At 64.4% G+C, this 11,987-nt stretch carries 9 protein-coding genes; 1 reads left to right on the forward strand and 8 read right to left on the reverse strand.

The window, feature by feature from the left end; translation table 11 throughout:
* Positions 1–32: 32 nt before the first annotated feature.
* The 4 genes from Q376_RS0116270 to Q376_RS0116285 are packed head-to-tail and all read right to left on the reverse strand — an operon-like array spanning position 33 to position 3,967.
* Positions 33–875 carry a glycine betaine ABC transporter substrate-binding protein gene (locus Q376_RS0116270; protein WP_027351205.1) on the reverse strand — a complete coding sequence of 281 codons (843 nt, stop codon included), beginning with the start codon at positions 873–875 and terminating at the stop codon, positions 33–35.
* Positions 876–906: 31 nt separating this feature from the next.
* On the reverse strand, positions 907–1,857 hold the full coding sequence (gene choX / locus Q376_RS23105; protein ID WP_043448317.1) for a choline ABC transporter substrate-binding protein: 951 nt from the start codon (positions 1,855–1,857) through the stop codon (positions 907–909).
* Positions 1,857–2,762, reverse strand: coding sequence for an ABC transporter permease (locus Q376_RS0116280; RefSeq protein WP_027351206.1), 906 nt, complete (start codon positions 2,760–2,762; stop codon positions 1,857–1,859). The genes choX and Q376_RS0116280 overlap by 1 nt, the downstream gene beginning before the upstream one ends.
* Positions 2,759–3,967, reverse strand: coding sequence for a quaternary amine ABC transporter ATP-binding protein (locus tag Q376_RS0116285; protein WP_027351207.1), 1,209 nt, complete (start codon positions 3,965–3,967; stop codon positions 2,759–2,761). Before Q376_RS0116285 ends, Q376_RS0116280 begins: the two co-directional genes overlap by 4 nt.
* 488 nt (positions 3,968–4,455) lie before the next feature.
* Here Q376_RS0116285 and gbdR point away from each other — a divergent pair, with 488 nt between their 5' ends.
* Positions 4,456–5,556: a choline metabolism transcriptional regulator GbdR gene (gbdR, locus tag Q376_RS0116290; RefSeq protein WP_043448319.1), complete on the forward strand. Its 1,101-nt coding sequence runs from the start codon at positions 4,456–4,458 to the stop codon at positions 5,554–5,556.
* A gap of 451 nt (positions 5,557–6,007) precedes the next feature.
* Here gbdR and Q376_RS0116295 read toward each other — a convergent pair whose 3' ends face one another.
* The 4 genes from Q376_RS0116295 to Q376_RS0116310 form a co-directional block, all read right to left on the reverse strand.
* Complete coding sequence (locus tag Q376_RS0116295) at positions 6,008–6,733, reverse strand: PEP-CTERM/exosortase system-associated acyltransferase (RefSeq protein WP_027351209.1); 726 nt, start codon at positions 6,731–6,733, stop codon at positions 6,008–6,010.
* 184 nt (positions 6,734–6,917) lie between these two features.
* Positions 6,918–9,764: a bifunctional diguanylate cyclase/phosphodiesterase gene (locus Q376_RS0116300; protein ID WP_052365431.1), complete on the reverse strand. Its 2,847-nt coding sequence runs from the start codon at positions 9,762–9,764 to the stop codon at positions 6,918–6,920.
* 67 nt (positions 9,765–9,831) lie between these two features.
* Entirely contained in the window at positions 9,832–11,028 is a 1,197-nt protein-coding gene (locus tag Q376_RS0116305; RefSeq protein WP_245598979.1) for a hypothetical protein, read from the reverse strand.
* Entirely contained in the window at positions 10,997–11,518 is a 522-nt protein-coding gene (locus Q376_RS0116310) for a hypothetical protein (RefSeq protein WP_245598980.1), read from the reverse strand. The genes Q376_RS0116305 and Q376_RS0116310 overlap by 32 nt, the downstream gene beginning before the upstream one ends.
* Positions 11,519–11,987 lie beyond the last annotated feature (469 nt).

Consider the following 11,987-nt stretch of genomic DNA (forward strand, 5'->3'; position numbering starts at 1 on the left):
AGCATCCTGGCGCATGCCGGCAGCGCGGTGTTTCAGTCGAGCCACTCGGCGACGCGATCCTCATGGTTGGCGACCCAGTCCTTGGCGGCCTGGTCGGGCGTGGCGCCTTCGCTGATCGCGAGCATCACCGCGCCGACGTCGTCCGGCCCCCAGCTGAAGCGCTTGAGGAAGGCGCTGGCCTCGGGGGCCTTTTCGTCGATGCCGGGATGCGCCACGGTGTCGATGCGCTCGGCCTCGCCGAACACCGACTTGGGATCGTCGAGGAAGCGCAGCTGCCACTTGGCGAACATCCAGTGAGGGATCCAGCTGGTCACCACGATCGGCTGTTCGGCGTTGATCGCGCGGCCCAGCGCCACGGTCATCGCCGGTCCCGAGCTCGGCATCAGGGTGTAGTCGAGCCCGTACTCACGGATCGCATCCTCGGTGCGGCGCATTACCCCGGCGCCGGCATCTATACCGGTGATCCTGCCGTCGAAAGCCGCGCGTTCGGCCTCGAGGTCCTCGATGCTCCTGGCCTGCACATAGTCCGGCACCACCAGTCCAATCTTCGCATCCTCGTAGTTGGTGCCGAGTATCTCGACATCGTCCTTGAGCCGTTCGTAGTACTCGCCATGGGTCGCGGGCAGCCAGGCCGAGAGGGTGAGGTCGAGATCACCTCGGGCCACCCCCTGCCACATGATCGCGGGCTCCACCGCCCTGAGTTCCACCGGATAGCCGAGTTTCTCCTCGAGGATCGCCGCGGCGACATGGGTGGTGGCGACGCTGTCGTCCCAGCCGTTGACGTAGCCGATCGACAGACTCGGCTTGTCGGCGGCGAACGCTGCGGTGGAGAGCGCCAAGCTTGCAACCAGCGGAAGGGTAAGGTGCAGTTTCATCGGATGTCGCTCCAGGTGCTGAGGGATGGGGTCACTGCGGCAGGCTCGCGAGTACCGCGGCCCGGGCATCGCCACCTTCCCGGGTGGTGACGCCTTCGAGCCAGGCGTCGAGACGCTCGGGATGGGCCTTGATCCACTGACGGGCGATCTCTTCGGGCGTGCCCTCCTTGGCCTCGAGCGAAGCCATCAATTCGCCCTCCATCGGTACGTCGAAGCGCAGATTGTCGAGCAGGCGGGCGGCGTTGGGGCAGCGCTGCGGATAGTCGGGCGCGGTCACGGTGAACACCTGCGCCGCGCCCTGGTCGGGACCGAACACCTCGTCGCCGCCGTCGAGATAGCGCATGTCGAAGCTCTGGTTCATCGGGTGCGGCGCCCAGCCGAGGAACACCAACCACTGCTGGCTGCGTACCGCGCGACGCACTTGGGTGAGCATTCCCGCCTCGCTCGATTCAATCATCTGGAAATCGCCCAGGCCGAACTGGTCCTGCTTGATCATCTGGTCGATCAGCAGGTTGCCGTCGTTGCCGGGTTCGATCCCGTAGATTCGTCCGCCGAGCTGGTCTTTGAAGCGTGCGATGTCCTGGAAGGTCTTGAGCCCGGCATCATAGGCGTAGGCCGGTACCGCGAGGGTGTACTTGGCGCCTTCTAGGTTGGCGGTCTCGCCGATGCGCAGCGACCCTTCGGCGCGAAATGGCGCGACCAGCGAGTCCATCGACGGCGACCAGTAGCCGAGGAAGGCGTCGAGACTGCCGGTCTTGACCCCGGTGAAGGCGATCGGCACCGAAACCAGCTGGGTGGTCGGAGCGTAGCCGAGCGCTTCGCCGAGCGCCGAGGCGACTCCCGTGGTGGCGGTGATGTCGCTCCAGCCGATCTCGGCGAAGCGCAGCGCGGTGCACTCCGGCGGATCGCCCGCGGCGAGCGCGGCGCCGCTGGACATCGTGAGGGTAAGGCCGAGGCCGTATAGGTAGCGTCGAGCGTTCATCAGTGGCTTTCTCCCTTGACCGGCGCACGCTGGCCGGAAATGCGGCCGAACAGTCGGCTTAGATATCCCGAGCGGCGCGCTCGGCGGCTGTCGCCGAAGCTTTCGGTGATCCGATCGAGCACGATCGCCAGCAGTACCACCGACATCCCGCTTTCGAAGCCGAGGCCGATGTCGAGGCGCTGGATACTGGCGAGCACTTCGTTACCGAGCCCGCCGGCGCCCACCATCGAGGCGATGATCACCATCGACAGCGCCATCATGATGGTCTGGTTGACCCCGGCCATGATCGACGGCAGTGCGTTGGGTAGCTGGACCTTGAACAGCAGCTGGCTCGAGGTGCAGCCGAACGACTGGCCCGCCTCGATGATCTCCTTGTTGACCTGGCGAATGCCGAGGGTGGTGAGGCGTACCGCCGGTGGCATCGCGAAGATCACCGTGGCGATGATCCCTGGCACACGGCCGAGGCCGAACAGCATCGCCGCCGGGATCAGATAGACGAAGGCGGGCATGGTCTGCATGAAGTCGAGCAGCGGGCGGAGCAGCATGTTGACCCGGTCGCTGGTCGCGGCCCAGATCCCCAGCGGTATACCGATAAGCAGGCTGATCATCGTCGCCGAAAGGGTCAGGCCCAGGGTCACCACCGTCTGTGGCCAGAAGCCGCTGAGCAGGATCAGCCCGAGCGCTGCGAGGGTGAAGACGGCGAAGCGCAGTCCCAGCCGCCAGGCGCCGAGCAGGGCGAAGAGCAGGATCATCACCTCTGCCGGCATCACCTGCAGCAGGGACTCGATGGTGGAGGCGAATTCGTCCACCACCAGGCCGATGGCGTCGAATACGCCGCTGTAGTTGTCGAGCAGGTAGTCGACGCCGTCGTTGACCCAGTCGCCGATATGGAGCTGGAAGTTCATGGCTGTGCTCCTTGCAGGCGGCTGAGCAGCCGGCCTTTGGTGATGGCGCCGGTGTAGCGGCCGTCATCGTCGACCACCGGAATCGGGCCTTCGTTGCTGATCAGCCGCTCGATCACATCGGACAGCGGCAGGTTGGGCGCGACCGGTGCGACCGGCTTGAGCAGCGACTGCTCGAGGCTCAGCGGGCGATCGTCGGCGGTCAGCAGGGCGAGCTTCTCCAGGCTGATCGAGCCGCGGAAGCTGCGCTGCTCGTCGACCACGAAGGCGTAGTGCTTGTCCTGCGCCTCGAGATCGCGGCGCACCTGGCAGCCTTCCGGGGCGCGGCCGTTGTGTACGTAGACCGGGACGCTGTCGGCCTTGAGCTGGTCGGCGACGAGGAATCGGCTGGTGTCGACGGTCGAGAAGAAGTGGCGCACGTAGTCGTCGGCGGGGGCGGCGACCAACTCCTCCGGGGTGCCGACCTGGACCATCCGGCCGCCCTCCATGATCGCGATGCGACTGCCGATCCGCAGCGCCTCCTCGATATCGTGGGAGACGAACAGCACGGTGCGGCGATGCTCGCGCTGCAGGCCGAGCAGGATCTCCTGCATTTCGCGGCGGATCAGCGGGTCGAGGGCCGAGAACGCCTCGTCCATGATGATCAGCGAAGGGTCGACCGCGAGCGCCCGGGCGAGGCCGACGCGCTGCTGCATCCCGCCGGAGAGTTCGTCGACCCGCTTGGTGGCGAAACCCTGCAGCCCGACCTGTTCGAGCACCTCCGTGGCGCGCCGCTCGCGCGCCGCCCGGCCGACTCCTGCGACCTCGAGGCCGAAGGCTGCGTTGTCGAGGACGTTGCGGGTCGGCATCAGCGCGAAGGATTGGAACACCATGCTCATTTCGCGCCGGCGCAGTTCGATCAGCTCGCGGCGGTTCATGCTCGAGACGTCGCGGCCATCGATCAGCACCTGGCCGGCAGTCGGCTCGATCAGCCGGTTGACCAGTCGGATCAGCGTCGATTTGCCGGAGCCGGAGAGCCCCATCAAAACGAAGATTTCACCTTCCGCGACTTCGAAGGAAACGTCGTTGACACCGACTATCACGCCGCTTTCCCGGTTGAGCCGCTGCTTGTCCCAGCCCTCGTTGAGTCGCTGCATCGCCTGGCGCGGATGGGAGCCGAACAGTTTGTAGAGATTGCGTACCACGATCTTGCCATGGGGGGGCGACATGCGGGGAAGCTCTCCTCGGAGCGCCGCTCGCGAACGCGCGCCTCGGTCTGGGAGGGGGCGGATCGCGAAGCGGACGTTGTTCTTGTAGTCGACCGCGGCGGTCGCTGCTCGATGATGGTGCCTGATCGCAGCGGCCGTTCTCGTATGGGTCACAATAGCCCCTTGCCGTAGGCGTCCTTGTCGGCAAGCGACATCGGGATTGCGTTCAACGACACGCAGGCATTGGGCGGTTCATGCAAAGGATGCGGCGTGGGGCAGCGGTTTGCTAGGGTGAAATCGATCTATCGGACGATTTTTCGAGGCGGCGGCAGCGTTTGGGTGCGCGAATCTTGCATGGAGGATTGCAAGGGGGCCGCATGGCGATGCCGCCCCCCGTGGAGGCCGGGGAGAGTTCCGGCACCATTGGCCTGCAACCCAAACTCCAGGCGTCTCTGGCAGCCCTTGCGGGGGTTGGCGCCGTCGGATCGTGTTTCAACGAGGAGTACTCCATGTCCCAGTCAAGCGAAGGCTCCGATTCCTCCATTTGTCGAGCCCGCAGCGTTGGCTTCCTGTTGCTCGACAATTTCACCCTGATCTCCATGGCATCGGCGATCGAGCCGCTGCGCATGGCCAACCAGCTCTCCGGGCGTGAACTCTATCGCTGGGTCACCCTGAGCCCCGATGGTGCACCGGTCTGCGCCAGCGACGGCGTGCGGGTGGCGCCGGATCTATCCTTCGACGCCGCGCCCGCGCTCGACATGGTGATCGTCTGCGGCGGGGTCGACATTCGCGCCAGCGTCGGGCGCGAGCATATCGGCTGGCTGCAGAGTCTGGCGCGCCAGGGCAGGATGCTTGGCGCTGTGTGTACGGGGAGTTGGGCACTGGCGCGCGCCGGGCTGCTGGACGGCTACGATTGCAGCGTGCACTGGGAGTTCCTCGCCGCGATGCAGGAGGCCTTTCCGCGCGTAGCGATGACTACCCGGCTGTTCTCGCTCGATCGCGACCGCTGTACCTCCTCCGGCGGCACCGCGCCGATGGACATGATGCTGCGGCTGATCCAGCAGTCCCATGGGCGCGAGCTAGCCGCGGCGATCTCCGAGATGTTCATCTACGAGCGCATCCGCAACGAGCAGGATCACCAGCGGGTGCCGCTCAAGCACATGCTCGGCACCCACCAGCCCAAGCTGCAGGAAATCGTCGCGCTGATGGAGGCCAACCTCGAAGAGCCGATCGACCTCGACGAACTGGCCCACTACGTCGACGTCTCCCGACGCCAGCTCGAGCGGTTGTTCCAGAAGTACCTGCACTGCTCTCCGTCGCGTTACTACCTCAAGCTGCGTCTGATCCGAGCGCGCCAGCTGCTCAAGCAGACCTCGATGTCGATCATCGAGGTCGCCTCGGTGTGTGGCTTCGTCTCCACGCCTCATTTCTCGAAGTGCTATCGCGAGTATTTCGGCATTCCCCCGCGGGAGGAGCGCGTCGGCACCACTTCGGTGCGGGTGCTGACGCTGCCGGTCAATCTCGAGTCGGCCAACCGCGACGAGTCGCTTTCGACCACCGCGCTGAGCCGCGCCCGCAACGAGTCGACCTTCGCAAGCGTAAGGGTGTGAATAGGCAGCGGTATCGCCCCGAACGGGCGATACCGCAGACTGCTGACAAAGTATTTGAAGATGCCACGATGGCTTCCAGCCGCCTCCAAGAGCGCGCTGGCCGGCAATCGATTGCACCGGGATTTGCGACATGGATGTCGCAAAAGGCGCGCCCGGACAGGGCGGAAAAACTGCTCCTGCATTTTCCGCATTCCCGCCATCCATGGCGGTCAGACGTCCATGCGCGCCGACCCGAGGGCAATCGATTGATCGGCCAGGGTTTCGCGATCTTGTGGCGGCGCGTCCCCCTAAAGGGGGAGCGCGAGGGGTCCGCCCCTCGCATCTAAACGAGCGATAGGCTCGTTGGGGCGAAAACGGTTCTCGACTCGCCAGGATCGAAAGTGTCGCTGGGTCTAAAAAGGGTTTGTCATTAATCTGCGGTATCGCCCCGAACGGGCGATACCGTGGGTGTTCAGCTCAGTGGGCAGGCTACCGATACGGCGGCTCGGAGCTGCTTCTGCGATGACAGAGCCGTCATCTGCAGCAGGTGGCGATAGAGGCTCGCTGCATCGCTGCGCAGCCCATCGACGGTGCTCTCTGCGGTCTTGTTGAGATAGAACCCGCGCCGGCCATAGAGTTCGATGACTTCGCCGGCGGGCGCGAAGTGCAGGCCGAAGCGCTTGAGCAGGCGTGGCAGGGAAGGCTCCATCACTGCATAGGCACAGGGTCGGTGCGAGTTCTTGATCATCACGCCCGCGGCCAGATACAGCAGCAGGCCGATCGACATCGGCAGAGCGGCGCTCTTGTCGCCGTTCAGGCGGTAGTCGCGCACCACCGCCAGGCGCGAAATCTCGCACACCTGCCAGGGTTCGAAACGCGAGGGATGCAGCGGGCCACAGGCCGGCGTCGACGGCCAGTGGGCTTCGAGCGGCAGCCGATGCGCGTGGTTTTCCGGCATCACTACCCTGACGCAGCCCACCGCCATGCCGTTGGCGCGATCGCGCAGCAGGCAGTGGATGGAATAGTCGTCGTGCTCGTCCTGCTCGAGTCCCAGCTGTGGCTGGGGGGTGGTGAAGTAGCCCAGCTCCTCTCGAAATATCCGGTGGCGCAGTGCGAAGACCTGATCGCGCTCTCGCTCGTCGTTGGCGACGCTGAGTTCGAAGTGCTCGAGCAAACCGCCGATGGCAATCGCGATCATGGGAGGATCTCTCGTTGGTCGGGCTTCGCTTTCGCACGGTGGAGACGAAAAGAGCTGCCCGAGAGGGTGGGGAAATCTGAGTGAAGACCAGAATACGACTAACGTCTCGCAGCTGGGATGTTCGATGGTTCATTCGATTCGCCCTGGCTGGTATCGCGCGTGACTTATCGCTAGCGTAAGTGCTTCATACCTGCGGCTCCAGGCGCGCGAGCAGCTGGCTCACCTGCGTCGGTCGGCCGAGATAGAAGCCCTGGGCGTGGGTGACGCCGATCTTTTCCAGCAGCCTCAGGGTTTCTTCATCCTCGACGCACTCGGCGACCACCTGCTTGCCGAATGCCAGTGCGGTCTCGGTGATCGCCTTGGTGATCAGCCAATCCTCGTGGCTGGTCGCCAGTTGGCGGATGAAGCTGCCGTCGATCTTGACCACGTCGGTGGGCAGGTGGCGCAGGTGGTGGAAGCTGCTGAAGCCGACACCGAAGTCATCGAGCGCGGTCTTGCAGCCCAGCGCGCGGATGCCGTTCATTATCCGGCTGGCCTGGGCGATGTCGGTCACCGCCACGGTTTCGGTGATTTCGATGGTCAGCCGATCGGCGGGCGCGCCGCTCGCCGCGAGCATCCCGTCGAGCTTGTCGAGCAGACGGTTGTCGAGCAGCGAAGCGGCCGAGAGATTGATCGCCAGATGGACGCCATAGGGCTTCAGTCGCGTGAGCAGGGTCAGCCCCTCTCTCATCACCCATTGGTCGATCTCGGTGATCAGCCCGCAGCGCTCGGCGATCGGGATGAACCCTCCGGGTTGGATCAGCCTGCCCTGCTCATCGACCATCCGCACCAGCGCCTCGTAATGGTGAACCGAGCCGCCGCGCAGGCTGACGATCGGTTGCAGCTCGAGTACGAAGCGCTCCTCGCGCAGCGCCTGGCGCAGCCGCTCTATCCCATCTACCCGCTGCTGCAGTGCAAGCCTCGGGGCCTGTAGCGCGCTGAGCAGGTGCCAGCGCTGGTGGACGCTCTCCTTAGCCTGGTACATCGCCATGTCGGCGCTGGCCAGGAGCTCCACCGGGGTGGCGCCATGCTGGGGATAGAGCGCGATACCGATGCTGCCTATCGCGCGATGGCGGCGGCCGTTGGCGTAATACTCGATCGCCCCCAGCGCCTGCTCGATGCGACGAGCGATCTGAACCGCCTTGGCTTCGTCGGCGCCCTCTACCAGCAGTACGAATTCATCTCCGCCCTGGCGGGCGATCACCGCTTGTCCTTCCAGCTCGTAGCGCAGTGCCGCGGCGACCCGCTTGAGCAATTCGTCTCCCGAGCTGTGCCCGCTCAGCTCGTTGACCTCCTTGAATTGGTCGAGGTCGAGAAACAGCACCGCTCCTTTGCCGTTCTGGTCGATCATTCGATCCAGCGCCTGTTCCAGATAGCGGCGGTTGTAGAGCTGGGTCAAAGGGTCGCGATTGGCCAGCCAGGCCAATCGGCGCTCGGCGCTCTTGCGCTCGGTGACGTCGATGCCGACCGAGATCTGGCCCTGTGGCCGGTTGCTATCGTCGAGCAGCGGCGCGTGGTACCAGGCGATCACCCTGGGCGGCTGGTCGGGCTGCTCGAGCAGCGCCTCCTGGGGATGAACGTCGATCTCCTCCCCGCCCTCGGGGCTGCGCAGGAACACCTGGGCGAAGTCCCGCCCGAGCAAGGCCGCGGCTTCCATCCCGGTGACTTGCTCGGCCTGCCGGTTGACCCGGGTGATCTTGCCATCGGCGTTTTGCAAAAGGATCAGCACCTCGGCGGTATCGAGCAGACGGTTGACGAAATCCCGTTCACGGCCGAGCTCCTTGATGCGCTCGGCGAGTTCGGCGCTGTGCGCCTCGACGTCGAGTTCGAGCTTGGCGAGACGATTGGTGATCAATAGCGCCGTATGGTTGAGCACGTCGATCTCGTCGGGCCAGCGGGCATGGGGCAGGGCGATCTCGCGGCGAACCCGGGCGAAGTCCCGCGTGGCGAGTGCCGGCAGCGCCTGGGTGAGCCGCCTGAGCCGTTGCATCGGGCGCCACAGCAACGCCAGCAGCAGCGCCTCCGCGACCAGCCAACCGAAGACCATCACGATTATCAGCCGGTGGGTATCGGCGGCGATCGAGCGCACTTCCGCGGTGATGTCGGAGAGCACCAGCAGATGCCCGACCGCTTGTTCGCTGTCACCCTCGTTCAGCGGCATGGCGAAGAGCTCGTAGCTGCGATCCCCATCGCTGAACCGTTTGGCGCCCGCGTTCAGCTCCCTGACGCTCACTTGGCTGGAGGCGGTCTCAAGCACCGGCAGCGTCTGCTCGAGATTGGTGATCGTCAGCAGGTGGCCGTTCCAGGATGGGATGTAGCGAAGCTCTTCCTGCTGCACTGGGATGCCGCCGTCGATCATCAGCGAGACGTTGTCGCTGGTGGCGCGCTGGGCGCTCAGGGTCAAATCGGCCAGCGAGCGGTTGATCATCAGCACGCCGGCGCTCTCACCGCCGATCAAAATCGGCGTGAAGGCATATTGCAGGCAGCTCGAGGCGCACTGGATCGAGGTGACCACCTCATCCTCTTCCAGCACTCGGGAGAGAGTGGCCTGCAGCCAGTCGGCGCTATTGCTCTGTGGTTCCTGGCCCCAGTCGGCATAGCGACGCCCATTTGCATCGAACAGCGCCAGGCGATGGGCGTCGAGGGTCAGCTGGATGGTCGGCCACTGCGCCTCGAGATTGCGTTGCAGGCCGTCCAGCGTGCTGCCGCCCTCTTCGTCGCGCGGCGAGAGCGCGGCGAGCAGGCTGGCCTGCCGGCCGAGTTCGATCGAGGAGCGTCTGAGCGCGAGTTCGATCTCGCCGCGCTGATGGTCGTACCAGTCATGGCGGCGCTCCTCGAACTGACGCGTGAAGCTCGAGTGGCTCAGGTAGGTGAGCAGTATCGCGAGACACAGCAGGATCAGGCTGGTGAGCGCGATGGCGCGCCACTTCAGGCTGACCAGCGGGCGGGTCGGCGAATGCCTGGGGAGATGGTGCTGCGTCGATTTTTGCATCAATCGGTAGCCTGAAACAGGGCCTGCGGAGGGAGGAGGTCGCCTGGCGGCTACCCTCCACATTGGTTCAAAAGCGCAGAGTCATCTGCATCAGTAACAGGTTCCATCGCTTGCTGGCGTCGTCCCTGTCGGTGAGCCAGAAGGTGCCGGTCACATAGTGATACTCGGCGGCCAGCAAAAGCCTTGGGCTCACCGACCACTGCAGCCCAGTGGTCCAGTCCCGCGCATAGGCGGAGTAGGCGGGCGAGCCGGATACTTCGGATTGCCGGTATCCCCAGCGGTCGTTCCTATCGGAGATCGCCAGATCGTAGCGTAGCAACCATCGCCAATCTTCATTGAGCAAACGCGTGTACTGGAGATAAGCGCTCTCTCCGGTCACTTTCGAGTTGAGTGCCGGGTTGGACAAACCGGAGAACTCTCGCTTGCGCAGCGCGTACTCCATGGTCAGGTTCCAGTGCTCGGCATTGTACTGGGCGGAGAATATGATCGGTTGGAAGTCGAACTCGCCATCGGTTCGTCTGCCCCCCATCTCATCGATGTCGGCCTTCACCCGCGCGGTGCTGAGCGCAGCGATTATCCTGCCGCCGTCATGCTCATACTGTAGCTGGCTGATCATCGATGCCTTGGTATCTATCCGCGTCGGATGCCCCTGGATTCCCAGCGCACGCTCGACGTCGTCGTCCTTGAGCGGCACTCCGACGCCGAGGTTGAATCTCAAGGTGCCGTTGCTCAGCCGCCTTTCGACGTAGGTCATCACTCCGTCGGCGGCGAGTCCCAGGTTGCGGGTGCGGTCGAAGTAGATCGATTGCGGCAGCAGGATACCGGGGCGAGTGAAGGCGACGTCACGGGTCTGGTTGTAGATCCCCAGCGGCAGCTTTCCGCGACCGATCTGGAAGCCCGCGTTGGCGCTGGCGCTGGTATAGGGCTGGTAGTCGATCACCCCGTAGTCGAGCTTGGGAGCGCCGTCGCTCGCGCTGTCGCCGACCCGTCGCGCCAGTACCTGAGCCGCGACCAGCATCCGGGAGCTGGGTCGCAGCGAGGCGTTCAAGCCAAGCTCAGTATAGTCAGCGCTGAGATTGCCGTCGGCACCGAAGAAGTGGTTGCGGTCGGTATAGAGCAGGGTCTGGCTGAGGAAACCATGGATCTGCAGGTTGTCCACCGCGGCCAGCGACGAATCCGCCTGATAGCACAGCAGCGGCAGCAGGCACGATAGGCGGCGGGGCCAGCGGCGCTTATCGTAGCGGTATTGCGCGGACACGTTCATCGACCCACTCCCTTTCGACGTAACCTACCCCATTGGTGGTGTTCGCGATGCGATCCAGCATCTGCGCTTGGCTGTTGACCTGGTTGGGCGCTTGGCCCGTACCTGAATAGACGCCTCGATCCCAGGCCAGCCTGAGTTGGCTTGGATAGATGCCTAGCACCTGCTTGGCGAATCGTGAATGCACGGGGCTCGAGTCCGGCAGCACGAACACCTCGATCGCGGCACCGCTGTCGTCGAGCGATCTTTGGCGCATCGCGAAGATCGCGCGCGCGGTCTCCCGCGAAAGCGACATCGGCGTGCGTGAGCCAGGGTTGGCGATCAGCACCAGGTCATGCGGGGAGGTCGAATTCTCGGCGTAGGCATGGATGCAGAGCAGCAGAAGGCTCAGCCATTGCCATCGGCGCTTGGTGCTTCTACGACGCGGGCTGGGCAGCAGCGGATCGCGATGGGTCGTTCGGCCGAACGGCTTCGAGCTAGTAGCGCTTGCCATGGATATCCGCGCGCGAGTGGAACGTAAATTACATCGTAGTCCCGCCATCATCCTCTGCACCTTCGAGTCACGACTTTTGCATCGAGATTCGCGGCAGCGATCGTGTGCAGATGAGCGATGGGGCCGAATGATAAGCCGAGCGCAGCAAAGCTTGGACACATCGGATGTGTGAGAGCCCGGCTCAGAATAATCGGCACCGCAGAGGATTGCATCCGCCACGTGTAAGTAAAAGAGATGAAGGTGCCCGCACGGTGGGCGCGGCAGGAACTTCTTATGGTCAGAGTCTCTGATTATGGTGAGAGTCTCTGAGCGTTTCGCAACGATGCCGGCCCCTCTAGGGGCGTTTCGATGACGATGACTCGGCCTGGGTGTGCGGCGGGATATCGCGGCGATATGCTTGGGTGCGGCGAAAAGTCGCGCCTGGACCGCTCGCGATATTCCGTCTTTCTGTGATCGAAACGAGGGGAAA

The sequence above is a fragment of the Halotalea alkalilenta DSM 17697 genome, from assembly GCF_000621205.1.
In the GTDB taxonomy this organism is placed as follows: Bacteria; Pseudomonadota; Gammaproteobacteria; order Pseudomonadales; family Halomonadaceae; genus Halotalea; species Halotalea alkalilenta.

What these genes read in the sequence shown, in the direction of transcription:
- Q376_RS0116270 (WP_027351205.1), bottom strand. Translation starts at nt 875, where the DNA reads ATGAAACTGCACCTTACCCTTCCGCTGGTTGCAAGCTTGGCGCTCTCC.
- choX (WP_043448317.1), bottom strand. Translation starts at nt 1,857, where the DNA reads ATGAACGCTCGACGCTACCTATACGGCCTCGGCCTTACCCTCACGATG.
- Q376_RS0116280 (WP_027351206.1), bottom strand. Translation starts at nt 2,762, where the DNA reads ATGAACTTCCAGCTCCATATCGGCGACTGGGTCAACGACGGCGTCGAC.
- Q376_RS0116285 (WP_027351207.1), bottom strand. Translation starts at nt 3,967, where the DNA reads ATGTCGCCCCCCCATGGCAAGATCGTGGTACGCAATCTCTACAAACTG.
- gbdR (WP_043448319.1), top strand. Translation starts at nt 4,456, where the DNA reads ATGTCCCAGTCAAGCGAAGGCTCCGATTCCTCCATTTGTCGAGCCCGC.
- Q376_RS0116295 (WP_027351209.1), bottom strand. Translation starts at nt 6,733, where the DNA reads ATGATCGCGATTGCCATCGGCGGTTTGCTCGAGCACTTCGAACTCAGC.
- Q376_RS0116300 (WP_052365431.1), bottom strand. Translation starts at nt 9,764, where the DNA reads ATGCAAAAATCGACGCAGCACCATCTCCCCAGGCATTCGCCGACCCGC.
- Q376_RS0116305 (WP_245598979.1), bottom strand. Translation starts at nt 11,028, where the DNA reads ATGAACGTGTCCGCGCAATACCGCTACGATAAGCGCCGCTGGCCCCGC.
- Q376_RS0116310 (WP_245598980.1), bottom strand. Translation starts at nt 11,518, where the DNA reads ATGGCAAGCGCTACTAGCTCGAAGCCGTTCGGCCGAACGACCCATCGC.